The organism is Desulfobulbaceae bacterium (assembly GCA_013792005.1).
GTDB lineage: Bacteria > Desulfobacterota > Desulfobulbia > Desulfobulbales > VMSU01 > VMSU01.
In genome coordinates, this window is sequence record VMSU01000139.1 from 1 (window position 1) to 21,694 (window position 21,694).

21 protein-coding genes, 1 tRNA gene and 1 pseudogene are annotated in these 21,694 nt (G+C 50.9%); 10 read left to right on the forward strand and 13 right to left on the reverse strand.

The window, feature by feature from the left end:
• Window positions 1-260: 260 nt before the first annotated feature.
• The 3 genes and pseudogenes from trkA to FP815_08320 all read left to right on the forward strand — a co-directional run bounded on the left by trkA (window position 261) and on the right by FP815_08320 (window position 3,465).
• Window positions 261-1,604 carry a Trk system potassium transporter TrkA gene (gene trkA / locus FP815_08310; protein ID MBA3014943.1) on the forward strand — a complete coding sequence of 448 codons (1,344 nt, stop codon included), beginning with the start codon at window positions 261-263 and terminating at the stop codon, window positions 1,602-1,604.
• Window positions 1,605-1,617: 13 nt separating this feature from the next.
• Window positions 1,618-3,114 carry a TrkH family potassium uptake protein gene (locus FP815_08315; GenBank protein ID MBA3014944.1) on the forward strand — a complete coding sequence of 499 codons (1,497 nt, stop codon included), beginning with the start codon at window positions 1,618-1,620 and terminating at the stop codon, window positions 3,112-3,114.
• 93 nt (window positions 3,115-3,207) lie between these two features.
• A pseudogene (locus FP815_08320) lies at window positions 3,208-3,465 on the forward strand (hypothetical protein).
• Window positions 3,466-3,685: 220 nt separating this feature from the next.
• Here the strand turns inward: FP815_08320 and FP815_08325 are convergent.
• Window positions 3,686-3,970, reverse strand: coding sequence for a type II toxin-antitoxin system RelE/ParE family toxin (locus FP815_08325; protein ID MBA3014945.1), 285 nt, complete (start codon window positions 3,968-3,970; stop codon window positions 3,686-3,688).
• The gene (locus FP815_08330) at window positions 3,960-4,205 is read right to left on the reverse strand and encodes a type II toxin-antitoxin system Phd/YefM family antitoxin (GenBank protein ID MBA3014946.1); all 246 of its coding nucleotides are present in this window, start codon (window positions 4,203-4,205) and stop codon (window positions 3,960-3,962) included. Before FP815_08330 ends, FP815_08325 begins: the two co-directional genes overlap by 11 nt.
• Window positions 4,206-4,538: 333 nt before the next feature.
• On the opposite strand from FP815_08330, the gene FP815_08335 reads away from it, so the two are divergent.
• The 6 genes from FP815_08335 to FP815_08360 all read left to right on the forward strand — a co-directional run bounded on the left by FP815_08335 (window position 4,539) and on the right by FP815_08360 (window position 10,831).
• A complete protein-coding gene (locus FP815_08335) occupies window positions 4,539-5,114 on the forward strand; it encodes a hypothetical protein (protein ID MBA3014947.1) in 576 nt (191 codons plus the stop codon).
• A gap of 212 nt (window positions 5,115-5,326) precedes the next feature.
• Complete coding sequence (locus tag FP815_08340; GenBank protein ID MBA3014948.1) at window positions 5,327-6,442, forward strand: autotransporter outer membrane beta-barrel domain-containing protein; 1,116 nt, start codon at window positions 5,327-5,329, stop codon at window positions 6,440-6,442.
• Window positions 6,432-7,271: an alpha/beta fold hydrolase gene (locus tag FP815_08345; GenBank protein ID MBA3014949.1), complete on the forward strand. Its 840-nt coding sequence runs from the start codon at window positions 6,432-6,434 to the stop codon at window positions 7,269-7,271. The genes FP815_08340 and FP815_08345 overlap by 11 nt, the downstream gene beginning before the upstream one ends.
• Before the next feature lie 53 nt (window positions 7,272-7,324).
• On the forward strand, window positions 7,325-7,540 hold the full coding sequence (locus tag FP815_08350) for a hypothetical protein (GenBank protein MBA3014950.1): 216 nt from the start codon (window positions 7,325-7,327) through the stop codon (window positions 7,538-7,540).
• A 61-nt stretch (window positions 7,541-7,601) separates the two neighbouring features.
• On the forward strand, window positions 7,602-10,034 hold the full coding sequence (locus FP815_08355; protein MBA3014951.1) for a hypothetical protein: 2,433 nt from the start codon (window positions 7,602-7,604) through the stop codon (window positions 10,032-10,034).
• Window positions 10,031-10,831, forward strand: a complete 801-nt coding sequence (locus FP815_08360; GenBank protein MBA3014952.1) for a hypothetical protein — start codon at window positions 10,031-10,033, stop codon at window positions 10,829-10,831. Before FP815_08355 ends, FP815_08360 begins: the two co-directional genes overlap by 4 nt.
• 35 nt (window positions 10,832-10,866) lie before the next feature.
• On the opposite strand, the gene FP815_08365 is transcribed toward FP815_08360, so the two are convergent.
• From FP815_08365 to FP815_08385, 5 genes are all read right to left on the reverse strand, one after another.
• A complete protein-coding gene (locus tag FP815_08365) occupies window positions 10,867-11,052 on the reverse strand; it encodes a hypothetical protein (protein ID MBA3014953.1) in 186 nt (61 codons plus the stop codon).
• Between the two features lie 164 nt (window positions 11,053-11,216).
• Entirely contained in the window at window positions 11,217-12,812 is a 1,596-nt protein-coding gene (locus tag FP815_08370; GenBank protein ID MBA3014954.1) for a glycogen synthase, read from the reverse strand.
• Window positions 12,813-12,935: 123 nt separating this feature from the next.
• Window positions 12,936-14,585, reverse strand: coding sequence for a long-chain fatty acid--CoA ligase (locus FP815_08375; protein MBA3014955.1), 1,650 nt, complete (start codon window positions 14,583-14,585; stop codon window positions 12,936-12,938).
• A 3-nt stretch (window positions 14,586-14,588) separates the two neighbouring features.
• Window positions 14,589-15,641: a chorismate synthase gene (gene aroC, locus FP815_08380; GenBank protein ID MBA3014956.1), complete on the reverse strand. Its 1,053-nt coding sequence runs from the start codon at window positions 15,639-15,641 to the stop codon at window positions 14,589-14,591.
• A gap of 112 nt (window positions 15,642-15,753) precedes the next feature.
• Window positions 15,754-16,323 carry a shikimate kinase gene (locus FP815_08385; protein ID MBA3014957.1) on the reverse strand — a complete coding sequence of 190 codons (570 nt, stop codon included), beginning with the start codon at window positions 16,321-16,323 and terminating at the stop codon, window positions 15,754-15,756.
• Between the two features lie 284 nt (window positions 16,324-16,607).
• On the opposite strand from FP815_08385, the gene FP815_08390 reads away from it, so the two are divergent.
• Window positions 16,608-16,685 (forward strand) — tRNA-Pro (locus FP815_08390).
• Between the two features lie 194 nt (window positions 16,686-16,879).
• On the opposite strand, the gene FP815_08395 is transcribed toward FP815_08390, so the two are convergent.
• The 6 genes from FP815_08395 to FP815_08420 form a co-directional block, all read right to left on the reverse strand.
• Window positions 16,880-17,110, reverse strand: coding sequence for a hypothetical protein (locus FP815_08395; GenBank protein MBA3014958.1), 231 nt, complete (start codon window positions 17,108-17,110; stop codon window positions 16,880-16,882).
• Window positions 17,111-17,133: 23 nt separating this feature from the next.
• Entirely contained in the window at window positions 17,134-17,763 is a 630-nt protein-coding gene (locus tag FP815_08400; protein ID MBA3014959.1) for a hypothetical protein, read from the reverse strand.
• A gap of 2 nt (window positions 17,764-17,765) precedes the next feature.
• On the reverse strand, window positions 17,766-18,098 hold the full coding sequence (locus FP815_08405) for a hypothetical protein (GenBank protein MBA3014960.1): 333 nt from the start codon (window positions 18,096-18,098) through the stop codon (window positions 17,766-17,768).
• Window positions 18,099-18,185: 87 nt separating this feature from the next.
• Window positions 18,186-20,378 carry an AAA family ATPase gene (locus FP815_08410; GenBank protein ID MBA3014961.1) on the reverse strand — a complete coding sequence of 731 codons (2,193 nt, stop codon included), beginning with the start codon at window positions 20,376-20,378 and terminating at the stop codon, window positions 18,186-18,188.
• Between the two features lie 93 nt (window positions 20,379-20,471).
• Window positions 20,472-20,828, reverse strand: a complete 357-nt coding sequence (locus tag FP815_08415) for a hypothetical protein (protein ID MBA3014962.1) — start codon at window positions 20,826-20,828, stop codon at window positions 20,472-20,474.
• Window positions 20,825-21,037, reverse strand: coding sequence for an AlpA family transcriptional regulator (locus FP815_08420; protein MBA3014963.1), 213 nt, complete (start codon window positions 21,035-21,037; stop codon window positions 20,825-20,827). Before FP815_08420 ends, FP815_08415 begins: the two co-directional genes overlap by 4 nt.
• Between the last annotated feature and the right edge of the window lie 657 nt (window positions 21,038-21,694).

Consider the following 21,694-nt stretch of genomic DNA (forward strand, 5'->3'; position numbering starts at 1 on the left):
ACCAATTTACCATAACGCATCCCGGCTTTGGGCCATCTTTGGTCGCGACTCAATCACAAAATCCTCGACGTAGCGCTGCTACGCCTGCGGTTTTGTTCAATCGGCGCAACCAAATCTGACCCAGATCCGGGCGCGATCCAGGCAAATTAGTATTTTCCGAGTCCCTTAGAAGCTCTCGAATCCATATTATTGATTCGAAGTTCATAGCATTTTCCCAAATAAATCCCCCGCGTCATGCCATTCAGTAGGAGGCAAATATTTTGAGAATAATGATCGTTGGAGCCGGCAAGGTGGGCTACCACTTGAGTGAGAAACTCAGCGCCGAGGGCCAAGATGTTGTCCTCGTTGATTCCGACAAGGCAAAGCTACGCCGCATTGAAAAGGATCTCAATATCCTCACGGTGCATGGCAGCGGCGCTTCAGTCCGCATCCTCGAAGAAGCAGGCATCCAGCATACCGATCTCTTTATCGCAGTTACCGACAGTGATGAGGTCAACCTGATTGCCTGCATTGTTTCCAAGCAGTACAGGGTAAAAACTCGAATTGCCAGAGTTCGAAGTGAGGATTTTTTTGCTCAAGGATTACCGCTATGCGAGAGTTCCCTCGGCATTGATCTGCTGATCAGCCCGGACATTGCCATGGCCGACGAAGTGATGAAGATGAGTATTCATTCCGAGGCCTTTGAGGTCGCCGAGTTTGCTGGCGGACATGTGGTAGTTCTCGGATATGCCGTCAATCAGGGCAATCCATGTGTTGGGCTCTCACTGCAAATGATAAAGAAACTGCCAGGGGTCATCGTTGCTATAATCCGAGGCGCCAAGACCATTATCCCGCGCGGCGGCGACTGCATTGAGGCCGGAGATAAAATGTATATCGCCACCCGCAAGGAAGACATCTCCGAGATGGAAAAGCTCTTTAATTTCGAGAGCAGAATTCCTCGCAAGGTCTTCATCATCGGCGGCGGCATTATCGGTTCACTGGTTGCAAAACGAATGGAGAAGGCGGGCATTGATGTCCGCTTGGTGGAAAAAAATCCCGACAGTTGCGAGAACTTAACGGAACAGTTCAAGAACACCATCGTGCTGAACTGTGACGGTCTTGAAGCCAGCGACCTCCTTGATGAAGGAATCGATCAGGCAGACCTGGTAATTTCAGTAACCGATAGCGATACGGCGAATATTTTGTCAAGTCTCCTAGCCAAACATCATGGGGCAAAAAAGTGCATTACCCGAATAACTCGACCTGATTTCATCCCCATGCTCGGCAAATTGGGGATTGACGTGGCCTTGAGCCCTCGGCTGGTGGCAGCTAATATGATTCTCCGATTTGTTCGCGGCGGCGGAAAAATCGTTTCCGTTGCCAGTCTGATGGGCAGCGACGCCGAGGTCATTGAACTTAAGGTTCCCGATAAAAAGCAGTTTCAAAACGTTGCGCTTAAAGACCTTCACTTTCCTGCTGGCGCCATCCTTGGGGCAATCGTTAAAACCGGGAAAGGCGACGTGATTATCCCTTCCGGCAATACCGTGATCAAACCGGATGACAATCTGGTCATTTTTTGCACCAAGGCAGCCATCGGCGCCGTAGAGAGTTTTTTTGCCGAATAAGGGCGGATAAGATATGCGAATTGGAGGAGTCTTAAATCTATTCGGAAAGCTGCTGATCAGCCTTTCCCTGTTTTTGTTGCTGCCCATTCCCTTCAGCCTCTACTTTAATGACGGCATGATCAGGGTCTTTCTGTTGTGCTCCCTCTTCGGGGCAACCCTGGGGAGCCTATTTATCGCGGTGTTTGTTGCCGATGAAGATCTTGGCTTTCGCGACGGTTTCGCCGTTGTCGTGCTGGCTTGGCTCGGACTTGCTTTTCTCGGAGCGTTCCCCTACTACCTATGCGGCAAGGTCCCTTCGTTTATCGACTGTTTTTTCGAGTCCATGTCCGGTTTCACCACCACCGGCTCCACCATTCTGGGACAGGTTGAGATCCTCCCCGAAAGTGTTCACTTCTGGCGAGCAACGACACACTGGCTGGGAGGCATGGGTATTATTGTCCTATCACTGGCAATCCTGCCGCTCATCGGCGCCGGAGGCATGCAGATGTTCCAGGCGGAGATGCCCGGACCAACCAAGGACCGCCTCGCCCCTCGCATCCAGGATACCGCAAGAATTCTCTGGACCGTTTATGTCCTTTTCACCGGTGTAGAAATTGTGCTGCTGATGCTCGGCGGGCTGAGTTTTTATGATGCCATCTGCCACTCATTTGCAACCCTTGCCACCGGCGGATTTTCAACCCATAACTCAAGCGTCGGCTATTTCCAGTCCGCCTATGTCGAAGCAGTCATCATTGTTTTCATGTTCCTGGCCGGGATCAACTTTTCCCTGCACTACCATGGACTGCGCGGCAATCTAAAAATATACTGGCAGAATGAAGAGTTCCGTCTCTATCTAGGGTTTATCGGATTGGCCTTTGTGGTCATTCTAGGCGCCAATCTATTCCACGGGGTCTATCAAAGCCTAGGCCAGCAGATCCGAGCAGCCCTGTTTCAAGTGGTGTCAATCATTACCACCACCGGATTCGGCACCGCAGACTTCGAGCAGTGGCCGCCGATGTGCAAGTTTTTCCTGGTCGCCCTCATGTTCGTCGGTGGCTGCGCCGGCTCAACCGGAGGTGGCATCAAAGTCTTTCGCTTTCTGCTCTTCTTTAAATATGCCCGGCTCCAGCTCCGCAAACTCGTCCATCCGCGAGGGGTATACACCATCCAAGTGGGACAGGTGAAGGTCCCCCGTGACGTGAAAGTGGCCATTCTGGGATTTTTCTCCCTCTACACCATTGTATTTTTTCTGGCCTGCCTGGGCGTCACGGCAACTGGTGTCGATATCGTCACCGGAACTACCGCCGTGGCCGCCACGCTCAACAATATCGGACCTGGTCTGCAACAAGTCGGTCCGGCGCAGCATTTCGGGGGGCTGCCGGCTGTCGCCAAATTGATCCTCACCTTCTGCATGCTTGCCGGCCGCCTGGAACTCTATACCGTGGCGGTACTCTTCATGCCGGGCTACTGGTCGCTGGCCCGCAAGCCGATCTACCGCTGGCAGGTGGGCAAGAAGAGTCATCACGGGTAGGAAAATCTGATTAAACCTCACGTTTGGGGGCAACATGCCTTTGGTTACGTAAGATATACGGAAACGGGATAATAATTAGTTCGTACGAAGAAAATGAAGAAGCAGGCCATTCCAGAGAAATACAAAAAGTGGATAGATGCGCGTAAGTGCTTCAAGTTGACCCATGCGCAAATACAAATGGCAAGGGAACTTGGTCTGAATCCGAAGAATTTCGGTAGTCTTTCCAACAACAAACAAGAAACATGGAAGGCGCCTCTCGGCGAGTTCATTGAACACGTCTACGAGAAACATTTCAAAAAGACGGAACCAGACGTTGTCCGCTCGATCGAAGACATGGTCAAGGCAGAGAAAGTCCAGAAAGAACTACGAAGGGAACGAAAACTTGCAAGGATAGCCGAAGCAAACTCAGGCACTGAGTCCGCTCAATGCGTTTAATACAAACAAGAAAAGAATGAGATAAATGGGGTTGTCTTGCAAGTAAGTTTATTAATTTTGTTTGGTTGCAAGACCCCTTTATCTTTCATTTAGAAAAAATAACCATGATTAAAGATAGCGATGGGCAAAAGGACGGTCACAATCGTGACTGAGCCGTCTCATAAACTTTCTGCTTATCCCGCTTACCGACGGCGATAACCGTAACGAAAACAATCTCTTCATCAACACGATAAACCAGACGGTAGCCAACGCTTCTGAGCTTAATCCTGTAACAGTCGGTCATGCCAGAAAGTGCGGCAGAGGGTACTCGCGGATTTTCGAGACGCTCTGCTAGTTTCTTCTTCAGCGGTTCCCTGATACTGCCATCAAGTTTGTGCCACTCTTCCAGCGCCAGTTCGTGAAAACGTAGCTTATAGCTCATCGAGACTCACCTCGACAAAAGGACCATCGGCACGCTCACGGACAAGTTTGGCGTCCTCCAGTTCTTCAAGGTAAGTTATCAGCCTTTCATAGTGAGCCGCTGGTAACAAATAGGCTTCAGGTCGGTTATGATTAAGCACCGCCACCGGGCAATCATCGGCTTGCTTGAGGATCTCCGCGAAGTTCCGTTTCAGTTCAGTGACGCTCACAGTCATGCTGCTAAGGATTATGTCCATGATATTTTCTCCCATTAAAATTGACATGCTATTTGATATCTAATTTAGCACTTTTATCTTATCGGCGCAAGGATACCATGACAGGAATTTTTGAGTCAGAGTGGCCAAGTCTGCTGTTACCTTTTGCTATATTTCTTGTCTGTTTTATCCAGTTGCTTCTGTATTGATCGGGCTGTTTTCTTCCGGACTTTGATCCGCCTGCTACACTTAAGTTCGCATAAAAGCCAAAAGAAGATTTGACCCCTTTGCCCTGAGTCTATGGCAAAGTGAAATTCCTCACCCCGAGGCTCATCCTCATCACTGGCCGAAATCACAGGAACGCTGGCCGCTTTCATGTCGGGTCACCTGGCCGCTTTCATCGGAATACGCACCAAGGACTGGGACTGGTTGTATCGGGATTATTTGTTGGCCATGTTCTCACAAAAAAGGCATCTGGCAATCAAGGCCTATAAAGAGTTTGAGGCTGGACAGGAACCAGAAGAAATTAAGGAATTTTATACGAAAAAAAATGTTCCCTCAATTTTGGGCTGCGCGGATTTCAAAGAGTGGATCAAAGAAAAGTTCCATTATTTACGATCCAACACGGAGATCCCAGAGTCGCGGTCCCTTTCCTTGAATAGTGACACCATCAAAGAACTGGTGAGAAAGGACTTTGGCCTCGAAAAAGAAACTCTTATGCATTCAAAACGGGGGACGGAAAATCTTCCGAGGGATGTGGCCATTTACTTACAGAGGAAGTACTGCAGGCAAACTCTTGTTGAACTGGGCAAAGACTTCAACTTAGCGAATTACAGCAGCGTTAGCAGTGCTTTTGAGCGGGTAAAATTGAGACTGTCCAAGGATCGTCGACTGAGGGAGCAGGTCGCTAGAATTGAAAGAGGCCTCAGCAAAAGCCAAGAGAATACTTGAACCCTTTTTTTCCTCTCATTTTTTTCTGTAACCAAACAACACTGATATTCCTCCCCCAGAATTTCTCAAAAAGTTTAATAAATATTTATTGTTTTTATTGATATAAAAAAAGTTCCTGTCATAATTAGTAAAACGTTGTTGACACGGCATATCGTTTGCCGGCTTTAATCTATTGGTTTTGTTAACTTAAAAAAATCACTTCATTAAATTTTATGGCACATAGTTTCATGAATAAACCTCAAACCCAGGAGTACTCAATGTTCAAAAAGTCAATCTTCTCCTTTGCAGTCCTTGCAATCCCTATGGCATTTCCTGTCGTGAGTCTAGCCTCCCACCACGATTTAATTCATGAGGAGGACACATCCAATGACGTTGCCAGCACAGAAAGAACCGCTATTTCGGTTCAAAGGGTAACAGCCGGAGCGGCAGGCCAACTAATCAACATGCGGTTCAATCCGCTGTTTAACCTGAAAGATTTTCCATCTCCCGGTTCCAGCTCCGCTGCAATACTTCCACAAGGTTTTATCAGCCTGGCCGCCGGAGAGCAAACCATGGGTGTTTCGACCTGGGCCAACCTAGGCTACAATAAAATCGAAGATGACTTTGTACTGACTGCTTATGATGGATCCTCAACCACAGGCGCGATCGGAGCAGATTACCAGCTAAACTCAAAGCTTACAGCAGGTATTTCACTGAACTTTTCTGACACGGATATTGACACCGTTTTCAACAGTGGTAACAGCCAGACTGATGGATTTACATTTATGCCCTATGCCAATTTTAAGGTGAACGACTGGCTGAGTGTTGATGTGTCGGCTGGACATGCCTGGAATGAAACAAAAAACCGTCGCATTGAATTCGGTTCTCTCGTTACCGGCAGCCAGGATTCTGATGGGTGGATCGTGGCGGGGAACCTCAACGCGCAAAAATGGTTCAATCAAATGTTTGCCTCTGCAAGGGCAGGCTTGATGTATAATCAGGATGAACGTTCAAGCTTTACCGAAAGTAACGGTACCGTCAATCTTGGGCAAACTAACGAGTTGGTACAGGCAAATATCGGCGGGTCCATCGGATATTGGGCCGCACCATTTATGCCGTCACTATCACTTACCTACACCAATGATCTTGACCGCGAGGATCAATTTATTCTCGGCGGCGGAGCACAACCGGCTAATGATAATGATGGGCTGACTGTCGGTCTGGGATGCTCCTTTTATGGATCAGAAAAAATACAGGGACTGTCCATGACGCTTTCCCTAACATCTGAACTTTTGCGAGAAGATTTGACAAACAACGGAATCTCTTTCAACATGCGTTATGGGTTTTGATGTCGATTTAAGACATGTGACCACAATGGCCTGCCTGGTATTTGCCGCGTGTACTCAAGGTCCAAGATTGCCTCCATGGGATAGTGATTTTATCCGGCTGGAGGAGACCCGTGCCAACCTGGCCCTGATAACACAAGGGTGGCTCAAAGCCTCTCCTAGCATGGCAGGCCACCCCCTTGTGGTGGTTATAGAAGGTGATGGAGCAGCCTGGGGCAGAGATGGAACCCCTCCCTCTGACCCCACCCCCCGATCCGGCACAGGTGCACGGCTTGCCGCAGCCCTGGCTCAGGGTCGTTCATTGCTCTATCTTGCCCGGCCCTGCCAGTATCTTTCCGTTGAACAAACGGCACACTGTTCCATTCATCATTGGACCGATCAACGCTTCGGCCGGGAACCTCTGACAGCACTTAACAATCTTATCAATCAGGTACAGATCAAAGACCACCAGATTATTCTGATCGGTTTTTCAGGCGGAGGCATCCTGGCAGCAGAACTGGCACTTAAGCGACGGGATGTCGCCGGGCTTATCACCGTGGCAGCGCCTTTGGATCTGAAGGCCTGGACTGAGGTGCATCAAATATCCTCCCTTGAGACGATTCGACCGGATGGAGAATTGCTGGCAGCCCTTGCTATGACAGATTTTTTCCAATGCCATCTCTTTGGCACCAATGACCAGGTGGTTCCTATCAATATGACACTCCGCACGGCCCGGCAGCTACCCCCAGATACGGTTCGATGGGTAGACGGGCAGGAACACGATGATGACTGGCTACCCATAGTAACTTCTGCACTGGCATCCATGGAAAAAAAGATAGTGGCAACCCATTAACCCGTAAAAGGATATCCGCCCATGAAACGCGCCCCCCTGCAACCCTTTTTCCGATGGCTAGCAGGATCGATGACACTCTTTTTGTTGTGCCTGCTAACCGACGTTCAGGCATCCCATCACCATGCACCGCCACCCCCTCCGCCACCGGTGATAGCAATACCTCATGGGCAGACACCGGTGATAGTAAAACCGCCAGTACCGATACCTGTGATTCCACCGCAGCCGGTAACGCCACCGCCGTCCGTTCAGAAAACTGGCCCCACCCCTGAGCAGGCTGCACAGATCTCCAGGAGTGAAAAACTCATCAGCAGCTTTGAGCAGGACATCCAGATGCGTACGAAAGAGATCGCGGCCTGGGATGAGGAAATTGCTTATAAAGAAGGGGTTATCGCTGTTCTGGATGAACGCATCGCTGTTTTTTCTAAGGAAAAAGAACAATTGCTGGCTGAGCGCATCGATATTCGGCAGTCTCTGGTTCATTTCCGCACCGAACTTACCGACAATGAGCTTTTCATGAAAGCCGGTATCAACATAAGAACCGCTGCACCGCTAGGTAATCCGGTTAACCTCCAGATGATTGATTACTGGATCAATAATGTAAACTATTCGACAAAGAATATCCCTGGCTATATGGAATACCTTAAGCGTGAAAAAATTGATCCGCTTCAAGCCAAGTATCAGGCCCTGCTTGAATGGGCCAACAACCAGCCGGCCAGCCAGAGAGAGAATCAGATAGAGTGGGTCAAAAGAAGCTATGAACCGCAACTGGCCGCTTATGAAAAATCCATGCAGGAAAATCGTGACAAACTTTCCAATTTATTGGAGGTCAAGGACCGGCTCATGGCCATGCGACCAACCATTGAGAACGCTGACGACCGGATTCGCCAGATCGAGTTAAGAGCTGTGGAACTGGACAAGTTGATCCAAGAGGATGTGGCCGACCGCAGAAGCGTGACCGGATTGGATCAAGCACGCAAGAACAAAGAGATGTTGGAGAAGAGCCTGGCATGGAACATTGAGACAAAAAATAATTCAGAGGCATACCTTAAGGCGTATAAAGAGGGTATCAAAAAGGAAGGCGAGGCATTTGCCAAGGGCGAACCGGTTATAGAACCACAGCCAATAGAGGAAGCACCCGCAGTGGAACCTGAGCTTAAGCCTGTGGAACCTGCGCCTGTGGTCGCGGAAACCATTGCTGCGGAAGTGGATTTAACCGACCAACAGGCCCAACTGCAACAGGATGTGGAATATCACCTGCGCAACCGGGACAGAGCCGAGGCAGAACTGCGGTCCATTCAACAGCGTAACGGTACAGAGAAACAGCAGGCCGATTTAAAGGCCCGTATTGCCGCATCAGAGGAATTTGCCCTGGCCGCGGGCCGGGAACTGACCCGGATAGGAGGCAGCATATCCACTTTTGTTAAGGAAGACCTGAGCGACTATGATCCGTATAAGATTACCCAGACCGACCTGAATCTCATGGATCTAAGCGCCAGGGCAAGGGCTGAACAAGATGCCACGGAGCAGGTCATCAAGACCCGTAACTTTATCCGCGGCACCACGGATCAGGCTGATGCTATTGATCTGATTGAAAAACTAGAAAGAATTGCCGGGTTTAACAACCAGGGCGGGTTGCAGGATTTTGAACGTCTGGACGCGGTCCGGCAATTCCGGTCAACGGTTTTTGAGACCCGGACCCAAGCGAATTTTGCTCAACAAAGCCTGGAGGCAACCTTGGCAGACCTTGACAATACCGCCTATGAAATAGGGGCCTATCGGGTTCAGGTCGGCGCCACCCTTGCCGTGGGCCTTGGAACAGGCGGGATAGGCATGACAGCCATGGCCGGTAAGGCGGGCCTGCTCACTCTGGCCTCGGGAACTGCCGCAACCCTTACCACCCAGGCCGCGGCAGCCAGCAAAGTCCTGCTGGTTTACAACTTGGCCACCGGTTCTATCACCGGCTATGCCGACAAAGGTATAAAAGGGGCAGTGGAAGGGGTTGGCAAAGAAACCTTGCCCATCAATACCTATATTGCGATCCGTGACGGCAAGGGCGGGGGAACAATTGCCGTGGGACTCTTGCAAGATGCCGGCAACCTGCTCCAAATTTACGGCCTTGCCAACTCCATGAAAACTGCGATTCAGGCGAAAACCGTTGCCAATGCCGAAAGCGGCCTGAAAGGATCACAAGCCGCCCTGAACCGGGATTGGAAGTTGGAACAGCTCCATATTGATTTTCTGTCGACACAGACCAATGCCCAGGCAACTGTGCTGAATACTACTTTAACGGAAAATTCAGACCGCAAGACAGTCGTATCAACACCACCTGCAAACACAAGCAGCAGATCATCCGCACCTGCTGCACCGACAACACCGACAGCCACAGGCAGCGCCAACATAAAACCATCTGGGAATCCTGGGAAAATTACAGCTTCTGTAATGGATGCCGGCAGCCTGATTACCGGTGAAGCCCAAGCAAAGGCTGTTGAACTGATCAAGGATTTTGATGCTAAAATTCAGACGGGAGCCGGCATTAACACGCCTGGTCTTCAGAACAAAGATCTGGCTGCGCTGGGGGGAGGCACAACCTTTGACCGGCAGGTGGAGATTATCCGCGGCATGTCTGAAGGACAATACAGCGCGATTGTTGCCGACGCGCTTTTGCTCCAGGAAACCGGGAAAAGTCTCGTTGAATCCATGGCCCTTGTGTCTGAAACCATTGATTCCGTTCAAAAAAACCATAAATCCGGAGAGATCCCATGAAGATACGATTCATTGTTGTTGCCCTTATTTGTTCCATGGTGCTGGCCGCACCTTTTCACACATCAGCTAATTCCCTCAATGCAGTTGAAGCGGAAGTCACTAGGGCATTGCAAGCCGATAATAGCGGAGATTTAAAAAAATCACTTGCTCAGCTCAAAACACTTGATCCGTCGAGCCCTCTGCTGGCAAAAGGGCTGGTTCGACTGGCCGGCAAGGGAGACGATGCCCTGATCTATGAGGCCCTGTCTGTTCTGAATGCCGCTATCGCCAAACATCCAGGAGACATGACACTCAAGCGAACCCGTGCCCTGTTTATCATCGGTGCCCCCTGGCAACGTCTAGCCCTTGCGGATCTTGAAGAGGTTATTGCGGCCGAGGATCCAGGCGCAACTGCTCTTCAGGCCTTTGTGGATGCAGCAGCCGGCAATGATCAAACCGATCTTGGCGAGGCCAAAATTTCGGAGGCGTTAAATAAAAAACAGAGCCAGGACCCCGGACTGCTGCGAGCCCGTGCTGATATTCGCTATATCAAGGGAAATTTTGACGGCGCACTTAAGGATCTTTCACAGGCCGTTTCTCTGACCAAAGCTTCCCTGGCTGATCATCTGCTACGGTATCGCATCCACACAAAGCAAGAAAAGGACACTCCCGCACTGGAAGCTGTCGATGCCATGTTGCAGGAGCTGCCCAAGGATAAAGGATTGATGCGCATGCGGGCAAGCCTGCTGATCCGCATGGGACGATCCCAGGAAGCCAACGAAATGTTAATCAAAGCCAATCTCCCTGATCAATCCTGAGACAATCTAAAAAAAATCCTACAAAAACAGTGCGTTCAACCATGAAAGCCTTCTATAGTGGAGGATGCCCCTTGGTCAAATTGGGGTCCGACCACGATAAGCCTGGTAGCCTGGGTGTGCAACTTGTTGCCCTCGCGGATCATGAATGGCCCACCAATCGGTGCGCATGATGACACCATGCACTCCTTTACCATACTAAAATCCCTATGAGGCATCTTCATAAGGCAGAGTCATTGCTGACCCTGCCTTATATTTTTTCCCCAACACCAAATTCCGAAAACCAAAAAAATTGCTCCGATCGTATTCCACAGCAAAGATCACATGTTCCTGACGGGGTTTTTCTTATACTGATAAAAGTACTACTGGCAAGCCAACAAAAACCATATTACCCCCTCAGTTGGCGCTCTAAAGCCTGATGATACAAATCAAGATAACGGGCCTTAACCTTGTCCCAGGTGTATTGCGCGTGGATCAGGGCCACAGCCTTCTGCTGCATGGCGACAACAGCGCCCCGCGATGAACGGTAGACCGCAAACGCGTGTTGCATAGCCTCCATCAGGGCAAGACCGCTATGCTGGTGGAACGCGAAACCAGTCTCGCCGTCCACCACCTTGACCAACCCCCCGACATAATGAACAATGGGCAGATTACCAAAAAGCTGGGCGATGAAATCGGTAAGTCCGCACGGTTCATAGCGAGAGGGCACGAGAAAGAAATCCCCGGCAGCATACACCCAGTTGGCAAGACTTGGGTCAAACCCCCTAAGGAGACAAACCCGCCCTTTATATCTATGATCACTGGCCAGAGCGACCAAGGCATCTTCAATCTCCTTTTGGCCTGAGCCTAAAATCAGTATTTGGAAATCATCATCGCTCGGCAAAAGATATTTCAGCGCATCGATCATGATGTCCACCCCCTTCTGGGTGGAGAAGCGACCAATGAAGGTCACCAAGGGTTGATCAGGGAGAAAATCAAGACTGCCGCTCTGACGGATGCCGCTTAGACTTTTAGCGGCAACAGCGTCACAGAGTTCCTTTCTGCACTGCACCTTACCGGAAAGTCCAATTGACGTCTCACCTATCCCGTTACCCTCACCACCTTGCCCCCCCCCTGCTAGTTGAAATCCGACAGGCAGACCAAGCCTCTGGTAATCCATGGGATTAAATTCCGCAGGATCGATGCCGTTGGTTATCCCCTGCAATGCCAGCCCCCGAGCCAAAAGCTGATGACCAAGCCAACCGGTCATGGCATCATCCACGGTCTCCCGCAACTCACGGGCATAGTTCTCGCTTACCGTGTTCATCTCCGCATAATGGGCTGCTGCCAAAAAAGGATCAAAGGCCCCATTTAGCACGTTAGCGGTTATGACCCGTGCAGGCAAGCCGGTAACCGCTTGGGCAAAAGGCAAATCATGGACTTCTTGATGATAACCGAGCCCGGCGTTATGGATGGTGACCACGAACCCGGTTTCCTTAAAGTAATGACAAAACCCGTCCTGTTCTCTGGCAAGAGCCGGGAGCAAGGCGGTATGACCGTCGTGACAGTGGATAATATCGGGTCGGATACCAAGCTGAATCAGCAGGCAAAGGGCGGCCTTCTGATGCAAGACATTCATGGCGAAATAGTCGTAATGACCTTCTCCCTGCCGATGCAAGGGGTTATGACGTTCGTCAAGGGCCGTATAGGTATAGATCCCGCTTTTTTCTCGAAAACGAGGGCTGTCGATCAAATAGATATCCACCTCTTCCTTCCGACACCAGATAGAGACAAATTCGCGCCGTTCCTCTTGGGGATAGGACATATCCAGGTCGAAGTCCAGTCCGATCCGGATAAATCCCAATCGTTCCGGGTCAATCGTGCCGTACATCGGCAGAACCACACTGACCGACCGGCCACCGCGAGAAAGCGCCACACTCAGCTGCATGGCCACATCCTTCACACCGCCAGCACCGGCCAGTTCTCCGTATTCTCGGGCAATCATCCAAATTGAGTTAATGGGGAAAATTGGTTGTGCCATAATATCCTTGCTCTGTGCTATGAGTGAAAAAGATTAACAACGGAAGGGTGAGCAACATCGACATCATTGCGCACGTGGATAGATTCCCTACTGGTACAAACACCGTTTGATCTTATACGTTGGAGTCTTGACAAAAGGCTCGGTCCGTTCGCTTACAGTGTGCACCCTGGAGTACCCGGGGAGCTTACGGTTAACGGTATCCTTGATCTCGGCCAGGAGGCGCTGAATCGTCTGACGTTGCGCGTCCTGATTTCCCTTGGCCAGATCGACCAGATCATAGTCGAGATAGACCAGGGCCTCAAGCCGACCATTTCGTTCAACCACCAACGACTCGACGACCTGCATACAGGCATTGATTTTTTCCTCCACCACCTCCGGGTAAACATTCTCGCCGTGGGCAAGGACAATAACGCACTTCGAACGTCCCTTGATGTGAAGATTGCCGCGCTCATCAAACAGTCCGAGATCACCAGTTGCCAGCCACCCGTCAGTATCAATGGTTTCAGCAGTGAGTTCCGGATTTTGGTAATACCCCTGCATCACATTGTGACCTCGCGCCATGATCTGGCCAATCCCGGTCAGAGGATCAGGATCGGCAATACGAAGCTCGACTCCCGGCACCGGTGGCCCGACCGATCCGATGGCGACCGACGGGTCTGCCAAAGGTCCGGCAGCGAGGAGCGGAGACGTTTCGGTCATGCCATAGCCCACCATATAAGGGAAACGCGCTTCCCGCAGAAAGATTTCCGTTTCAATATTAAGAGCGGCCCCGCCAATGGCCATTACCTTGAGCTTGCCGCCGAAAAAATCGGCCAACCGAGCGCCAATCTTGCGCCTGACCACCCTGCGCCCCCAAGGAAAACGCTGCAACTGTCGCAACCAAAAATTAGCATCTATCACCGGCAGCACTCGTTTTTTATAGATTTTATCCATAATCATGGGTACTGCGCAAATCACCTCGGGCCGTTCTTGGCGGCAGATCGCCTCCATCACTGCGGGAGTCGGGGCCTTATCGCTATACACCACTCGACAGCCATGGGCCAGAGGCAAGACAAACCCCAAGGTAAACTCGTAGGCATGGGAAAGTGGCAGGATTGACAAGAACGTCGCGCCTGGCGAAATAGCAATAATCTGCTGAGCCGAACCGACATTGGTACAAATATTGACATGAGAGAGCATCACCCCCTTGGAATGGCCGGAGGTGCCTGAGGTATAGATAATGACTGCGGTATCACCGGGAAGAGGCCCCAGAGCATCAAGACCAGCGAGAGGCAAACGGCTCCCGTATGCCAGAATCGAGGAAAAGGTCTCTACCGGGCCCAAGTGGGCCAACTCACTATCATCGGTGGTGAAGATTGCTTTAATTACATCACTACCGCAATCGAGAATTTTTTCAATCTGCCGTTTGGTGGTGAAGACCCAGCTCACCGAGGCATCGCGCACGATATGCCGGACATCACCCTCGGTAAAATCAGGCAAGATAGGAACAGCGATAGCACCGATAGCTGTTACAGCCAAAAATGCCACGCCCCAGTTCGGAGAGTTCTCTGCCAGAATCGCAACTCTCTCCCCCCGTTTCACCCCTTTAGCGGCGAGAGCGGCCGAAAGAATGTTAATCGTTTCCCCAAGTGCGGCATAGGACAGCGGCTTGGCAAAGGCCATGGACAGCGCCGGGCGCTGAGCATAACGACGAACACTCGACTCAACCAGGCCATTTATGGTGAGAGGTCCGGCCATGGGTCAACGGATCGTCTTATTCCTCAGCAGGTGATCTGCCAGGGTCAGGCACACCATAGCCTCACATACCGGGATGATCCGAGGGATCGCCGATATATCGTGGCGGCCGCCGATCTTGATAGTCACCGGCTGATGATTCAAGTCGATGCTCTGTTGTTCCTTGGCAATGGACGGAATTGGTTTGACTGCAACTCTCAAGACGATATCGTCGCCATTGGAAATTCCAGCCAGGATGCCTCCGGAACGGTTGCTCGCAAAACCGTCCGGGATCAAAGGATCATTATTCTCTGATCCAGTCATCGCCGCCGCAGCAAAACCAGCGCCGATCTCAACCCCCTTAACCGCCCCGATAGACATCAAAGCCCTGGCCAATTCGCCATCAAGTTTATCAAAAACCGGTTCCCCCAAGCCCGGTGGGCAATTCTGGGCGATGATTTCCACAATCCCGCCCAGGGTATCCCCCTCTTTCTTGGTAGAGGCAATCTTCTCCTCCATGAGCTGGGCCGCTTCATTATCCGGGCAGAAAAGCCGATTCTGACTGATCGCAGCCATATCCCGGCTTTCGATGGTAATTCCGCCCAAGGCCACGGTATAAGCGGTGACAATGACTCCCTGCTGAGCGAGCAACAGTCGGGCTACGGCACCTGCCGCGACCCGAGCCGCTGTCTCTCTGGCCGATGCCCGCCCGCCCCCGCGATGATCACGAATGCCGTATTTCTGCAGATAGGTGATATCGCCATGGCCTGGCCGGAAGATATCCTTGAGATGATCATAGGACTTACTGTGGGCATCCTTGTTATAGATGGCCAAGGCAATCGGGGTGCCGGTAGTCTGGTTCTCGAAAACGCCGGAAAGAATCTCCACCCGATCCGGCTCTTGGCGTGGACTGGCCGCCCCACCGGTGCCAGGACGACGCCGATCAAGATCGCACTGAATAAGCTCAGGAGTCAAGGCGATTCCCGGCGGACAGCCATCAATGATAGCGCCAACCGCCGTGCCGTGAGATTCGCCCCAGGTGGTCACCCGGAATACGTTGCCAAATGTGTTGCCTGCCATGATCAGATCCTTATTTAGGAAGTTTAATTTAAGGTGGGATGGAACGAGGCGGCTGATGAGCAAAAGGATGCCTCGGCATATCAGCAATCAAGCCTCACTCTTTGATGGCTTATTATTCGTCGATCCCTGTCGTACCTGTTATACCCTCAGTCATCGGATATAACTCCCGAACACGGTTCACGATCAAGGAAATGATCTCATCAAGTCCCAAGCAACCAGTATCGACTTCAAGATGGCTCCCGGCCCGATACAGAGGCTCTCTTTGCGCCAGGACCTGAGCGATCTCGGCAAAGGGATCGCTACCAGTCAGAGAAGGACGTTGACTGGCAGTCTGATCATCCCCCAGCAGCCGTTGGCAAATGGTTTTCCGGTCGGCGGTCAACCAGACCACCAACCCGGAAGCCTTTACCCGAGGCCAGAGATCCTGATTAAGAATCACCCCACCGCCAGTGCTGATGACCACATCCCGCCAGCCGAGAAGCTCCTCGAGCAACTCCCTCTCCAGTCTTCTGAAATAAGACCAACCTTGATCAGCCACCATTTCACTGATACTCCGCCCCTGCCGCTGTTCCACCTCATGATCCATATCAATAAAACGGAGACCAAGATGGGTCGCAAGCTCTTGACCAACAGTGGTCTTGCCAGTAGCTCGATAACCGATAAGTATAATATTTTTAGACATACTGTATTTACGCCGATTCGCTAAGTCCTGTCAATACTCTGGAGTAACTCTTCCAACAATGATGGTCTCATAAAATAGACACAGATTTCAAAAAGTCCGGAATCCTGCGGACAGGCGGCTTGACCCAAACTGCATACTATAAAGATAAAACCTCATCCCACGGCACGGTTGCTGGATCTGCTATTCCATGCCCTTTTCGAGACTATCAACAACAGAATTGAAAAATTCATTGACGCGACCTCATCAATAATGCTAATAGACACAGCACATCAAATGAAATTGTTCGGGGCGTAGCGCAGCCTGGTTAGCGCGCCTGCCTTGGGAGCAGGAGGTCGAGAGTTCGAATCCCTCCGCCCCGACCATTTTTTTGCTTGGAAGATCAAGTTGTTGCCAAAGGGTTACAGTCTATCTGTAGCCCTTTTTTTGTTGCCTTTTTTTGACGGGGTACCAATCGGGGTACCAATTTGACGCCGCTTGAAAATAACCCAGGTCATAAAAAAACCGCCTCCCCCAGAAGAGAAAGCGGCCTTGTTTTCTCTTTTTACCTTTTTTAATTTCATGAAGCAAATTTCACCATTCCTGTCAATTCCTTCACTTCCCGCAGAAGAGCCGAAAGCATCTCCCGGTCCGCTTTCGCCTCCTTGGTAAAGCGGCCATGCTTGTACCTCCCGTGGTCCTTGCCTGATTTACTCTTGCCGCCATGAAGTCTACACCGCCCGTTCATCATGGCGGGTTGGCGGCAGGTGCCTCCTTTGCGTGTTCTTGCGCCACAGTGAACCCGTGGCATGGGGTAACAAACATTTTCCATGCTTACCCCTCCCCCCCGCCCAAGCGTTCCACGTTGCCCACAATCGCCTGACCACCTTCGTTGACCGTCACATGGTGAACGGTGACTTTCTGTTCTCCTCCGGTACGGTAACGCTTCAACGTCTCCATCTGGGTCGTGAAAGTCCTGGCCAATTTGTTTAAGGCACGTTCCGCGCTGTCTTGTTGGGTGATGGTCTCCACATGGGCAAGCCTCCGGGCAAAAGTCATGGTCGCCATATGAATGGCTGCCATCTGCACCGCCAGCAGTGTTTCGACCTGATCCTTAGGTTTAACCCCTTTGATAACATCAAGGGCGAAGTTTATCGCCGCCTCATCTGGCTTTTCCCCTTTTGACATGGCATTGGAAAGCTGGCAGATAATCACCTCCATAAAGGGGTAAGATGTTGTGGCACAGGCATTCATTATTGTAACCTCTCCCCATTTTGGAGCGGGATGATCCAATGATATTTCATGCCTGCCATTTTTTCCATCACGTACTTTGAATTCGGGCATCTTTGCTTTTTGGGCAGCCAGATAGGTTTCGGTTGCTTCACGCTCAAAGGGTGTTGGTTCGTATGGCGTGGCCGTTTGCTCATCCCCCGGTGGGGATAATGTTTTTTTCCGTTGTTTCATCGTTATTGCTCCTTGGTGATAGTTTGTGGCCCCTTGCTGCCACCTATGATTTCAAATACCATGGCGCACTCGTCGCACTGCCACCCGTTTACCACTTGGGTATAGACCTTGCCCCCGCACCTGCCACATCCATACCCGGCGGCCTGGTTGGTAATCGGTGCCGCCGGGTTGGTTTGTTCTGTGAAGAAAGAAAGGTTTCTGTCCCCTGAAATATCGCGCAACTTTTGGGGCATTTTTTCGGGTGAAAAGTTGCGCGGGTTTTGATCAGTTGTTGCGGGTGAGTTGCGCGGTTTGTTGCGCTCTAATACCGCGCCAGCTAAGGCTTTGAGGCTCATTGGTTGCGCTCCTGTTGCGTTGGTTGTTGTGTCCGATTGGCTAAAAGTTGCGTGTTGCGTTCCCTAGTACGCGCAACGCGCAACTTTTCACTCTTCGTTACCGGCGCTACGGTCAATCTTGTTCCTTTTCTTGGCCGCCGCGCCGCCCTGAATGACAATCAACCCCTGCTGCTCGGCCTTACGTAATGCGCGCGAAACGTTGGACTTGTTGATATCCAGCTCAACGGCAATCTCCGCTTGCTTCAGCCCCAACTTGAACAGTTCCACGCAGCGTTCAAGAGTAGAATCTTCAACGTCTCGGATCGTCCAGGAGGGCCGCCCCTTGTCATCAGTTATCAGCCGCGCCTCGAATGGTCGCACGTCATCGCCGTGTAATCCGCGAGCTTTTTCAAAATTGACTTCAAATTGTGCCCCTTGACTTGGGTCATAGTCTGCCGGGTGCTTCAAACAAATAACGGTGTCAAGAAGATCCTCCCTTTTGCTTGTTCCCCTTTGGTTGCCGCTCTTGCCGGAATGGTGAATGAATAGAATGCTTCGGCCTGCTGCCCGGTGACGTAGCGCCCACTCTGAGACTGACAACCAGCTCTCGGCATCATTTTCTTTACCTCCAGCACGAACCAAACAAGAAAGATTGTCAATCACGATTAAAGACGTGTCGGGGTCCACCACAGAATCAACCAGCTCTTGACCTTCCTTGGTGCCAAGATCAGGCATAGCTCCACTTTGCAAGTCTGGTGTAATCAGCTTTAAAAAGCCTTCTGGTGGCTCAGTATCGTTCATCAAGGCTATGGCCGCCAAGCGGTCTTGCAAGGCTGAAATTGGCATTTCTCCGTCAACATAGATCGTTTTCCGGGCTGACTCTGCTGACCACTTCAGGAATGCCCCCCCAGCCGCCACAGCGTAGACGATGCCAAGAGCCGTATGCGTTTTCCCGACACCACGCCAAGCGTGAATCATGTTCAAAGACTGTTCTTGAATTATGGGGGCCATGAGGTTACGCCGTGGCGGTATCTCCATTGCCAGCAATGAATGAATATCAGTGACCATAAGTGGCTGCTTGGTGTCCTGGTCGCGCTGCTCATCAACAACATGCCCGGCGTGTAGAAAGAATTGTCGACCGCCATGGAGCATACTATTTAAGCAAGGTTTCCCGGTGGCGGTGTTGGCGTAAAACATAGCCTTACAAGGGCCAGTCTCAGGCTCAAGCGGATCATAAAAAGTTTCTTTGTCGAATTGCCCAGGATTAGCCAGGATTGCGTTAACGGTGGCGGTGTCTCCATTGTCCAGAGTCAGAACGAAATCTCCCCATAGATCGCCCTTGCAACTGGCTTCAATAATCTTACGGGCTTGTGTCTCGCTCAGGTCTGGCCTTGCTGCCTGAATCTTCGATATGGCGGTTTTGACATAAAAGCCCTTGATCTTGGTGGCCTCTGCCGCAGTTGCTTCCTTGGCTTTAATGACCAACTGCTTGTACTGCGCCTCTTCCTCAACTGTGAGGTCGAGACAAAGGCTCGTGTCCAGAACATCGCCAGGGACATAAACCGGCTTTGGCAATCGCTGAATCAATCCATCCTGACAGATTGCACCGGCCACAAAGTCTAGCCTTTCGGGACTGAATACGGCGGCATCAAATATCGTGCGTAGCAACTGGCCACCTGCCGCTGATATTTTGATAGAGCCATGCCCAGATAGCCAACAACGTTTGAACAATGCCTCTTTGAACCTCGGTAAGTCTCTTGCGTTCTTTACAATAGAATAGTTATGCAGGCCGGACACGCCCCGCAGTTCATTACCGTCTGCATCGAAGATACAAGAACTCGTTGACGGTGTGGCGACATAGCCCATGTTTGCAATCGCTGGCATAGCCTGAGCCATCGCCGCCACTAATTGTTTCGAGTTCAACGGTGTTGCTCCCGGCTCCGGATCATAGTCGAAGAACATAAGTCCCGGGCCATCGTTCCAGTTGAAGCAATCCTTTGTCCTGGTGATCGTGCCTTGTTGACTGTTAAAGGCTCTCTGTGTGACGATACGAGCCTTCTCCGCTTCTGCTGTGCCATGGACTAAGGCTTGGTTGGGTTTCAGGCTACGCAAGAACGTAGGCATCTCGGCGAGCGTTGTTTCAACTGTCTGCGCTGTGCCGGTGTCCATCCTGCATTGGCTTGAATCCTTGACCAATTTCCCACCCTGCAGGCTCATAATCTTGGTCAACGGGCCGCTGTCTTTGGTGACGACTGTTAATTTAACGGTCGGCTTAGTCATTTTCAGCCCTCCCACGATCATGCCGGTCAGACAATAGCAGGCGACAATTTAAGGTGATTGCCAAGGCTTTGATGATAGCCCGCAATGCTTGATTGAAAGGAGCGGTGCTGTTTTTCATGGCTGCGCCTCCTTGCTTAGAACATACCGAGCCACACGATGTTGCTTTCCCTCACTGGTAAGGTCATTGCACCATACCGTGTCAATCGGCCAGCCGGCCTTCCTAAGAGATAAAATACGGGAAGCTGGGTGCAAGATGTCCAGTTTCTTGCGTGCCTCCAAGGTGGTACAGGTGCCATTGATTTGAAGATAGCCCAAAAGCCTGTATTGTTGCTGCTTGGATGAATTGCCGCAGGTATGCCATGCTTGAGAAATTACGGGGTTTATGGTAAGATTGGCGTGTGGTTTTGAAGCGGTTTCGCCCAGGGTGCCTAAGTCCTGAACGGGTGAAGCCGCTTTTCTATTGGGGGTCATGCTGCCACCCTCTCTGCCATCCGTTCTTCAAGCCATGAATCAACTTCGTCCGAAATCCACCCGCAGGAATTGCCGCCCAAACGTATTCGCTTGGGAAATTTGCCATCCTTCTCCATTCTCCATATGGTGGGGTCACTCAATCCCACCATGGCCAGTAATTCAGGCTTCCTTAAAATCCGTGTCTGTGCTTGCTTCCGTTCCTTTTCCATAACCATACCTCCAATAAAATTAAAAATGCCGAAACAGGCTGCTTTCTGCTCGGCATTGTAAGTCATTGAAATGGTGTGGTAAGGTGGTCTAACTGGTGTAGTTCCAGCCCCCTACGATGTGGTACTTTATTGAGGCCACTGCTTGTACCAATCTCTTACAGTTTCATAATACTTAGTCCCTAAGTCTCTAACGGCCTTCTCTTTCGCTACTGTCTCTTTTCTTTTATCCTCTTCCGTGTAACCATTAATGGGTGCAAGATGGGGCTTAATTGATTTGTGAAACTCTTCCTTAGCCTTTGGCACTGGAAATATAAAACACCCTGCCAATATAACAACAGCCTCTTGACAGGCGTCGTCAATTGGCATTCCTTCATGCTGGGCCAAAAGTGCAATGACCAGATCAACATACCGCTTTCTGTTTATGTAATCTCGCTTATCGGCAAAATGTTGCTTGCCTCCACCTCGTTTCTTAAGGCCTTCTGCTGTTTCCCTCATGCCAAGGGCATACTCCAACCATTCCGGTTTATACCCTGCATTGGGATCAATTCCGTGGTAAGGCTTGTCGGGATCGGACCGGACCCATAGCAATTTGTCGGCTACGCCGTCCAGATACTCCAATGCCCATTCATAAGCCTCGGCGACCTCTGGCAGGATCGG

What these genes read in the sequence shown, in the direction of transcription:
- FP815_08315 (MBA3014944.1), top strand. Translation starts at nt 1,618, where the DNA reads ATGCGAATTGGAGGAGTCTTAAATCTATTCGGAAAGCTGCTGATCAGC.
- FP815_08325 (MBA3014945.1), bottom strand. Translation starts at nt 3,970, where the DNA reads ATGAGCTATAAGCTACGTTTTCACGAACTGGCGCTGGAAGAGTGGCAC.
- FP815_08330 (MBA3014946.1), bottom strand. Translation starts at nt 4,205, where the DNA reads ATGGACATAATCCTTAGCAGCATGACTGTGAGCGTCACTGAACTGAAA.
- FP815_08335 (MBA3014947.1), top strand. Translation starts at nt 4,539, where the DNA reads ATGTCGGGTCACCTGGCCGCTTTCATCGGAATACGCACCAAGGACTGG.
- FP815_08340 (MBA3014948.1), top strand. Translation starts at nt 5,327, where the DNA reads ATGGCACATAGTTTCATGAATAAACCTCAAACCCAGGAGTACTCAATG.
- FP815_08345 (MBA3014949.1), top strand. Translation starts at nt 6,432, where the DNA reads ATGGGTTTTGATGTCGATTTAAGACATGTGACCACAATGGCCTGCCTG.
- FP815_08350 (MBA3014950.1), top strand. Translation starts at nt 7,325, where the DNA reads ATGGCTAGCAGGATCGATGACACTCTTTTTGTTGTGCCTGCTAACCGA.
- FP815_08355 (MBA3014951.1), top strand. Translation starts at nt 7,602, where the DNA reads ATGCGTACGAAAGAGATCGCGGCCTGGGATGAGGAAATTGCTTATAAA.
- FP815_08360 (MBA3014952.1), top strand. Translation starts at nt 10,031, where the DNA reads ATGAAGATACGATTCATTGTTGTTGCCCTTATTTGTTCCATGGTGCTG.
- FP815_08365 (MBA3014953.1), bottom strand. Translation starts at nt 11,052, where the DNA reads ATGAAGATGCCTCATAGGGATTTTAGTATGGTAAAGGAGTGCATGGTG.
- FP815_08370 (MBA3014954.1), bottom strand. Translation starts at nt 12,812, where the DNA reads ATGATTGCCCGAGAATACGGAGAACTGGCCGGTGCTGGCGGTGTGAAG.
- FP815_08375 (MBA3014955.1), bottom strand. Translation starts at nt 14,585, where the DNA reads ATGGCCGGACCTCTCACCATAAATGGCCTGGTTGAGTCGAGTGTTCGT.
- aroC (MBA3014956.1), bottom strand. Translation starts at nt 15,641, where the DNA reads ATGGCAGGCAACACATTTGGCAACGTATTCCGGGTGACCACCTGGGGC.
- FP815_08385 (MBA3014957.1), bottom strand. Translation starts at nt 16,323, where the DNA reads ATGTCTAAAAATATTATACTTATCGGTTATCGAGCTACTGGCAAGACC.
- FP815_08395 (MBA3014958.1), bottom strand. Translation starts at nt 17,110, where the DNA reads ATGCCACGGGTTCACTGTGGCGCAAGAACACGCAAAGGAGGCACCTGC.
- FP815_08400 (MBA3014959.1), bottom strand. Translation starts at nt 17,763, where the DNA reads ATGAAACAACGGAAAAAAACATTATCCCCACCGGGGGATGAGCAAACG.
- FP815_08405 (MBA3014960.1), bottom strand. Translation starts at nt 18,098, where the DNA reads ATGAGCCTCAAAGCCTTAGCTGGCGCGGTATTAGAGCGCAACAAACCG.
- FP815_08410 (MBA3014961.1), bottom strand. Translation starts at nt 20,378, where the DNA reads ATGATCGTGGGAGGGCTGAAAATGACTAAGCCGACCGTTAAATTAACA.
- FP815_08415 (MBA3014962.1), bottom strand. Translation starts at nt 20,828, where the DNA reads ATGACCCCCAATAGAAAAGCGGCTTCACCCGTTCAGGACTTAGGCACC.
- FP815_08420 (MBA3014963.1), bottom strand. Translation starts at nt 21,037, where the DNA reads ATGGAAAAGGAACGGAAGCAAGCACAGACACGGATTTTAAGGAAGCCT.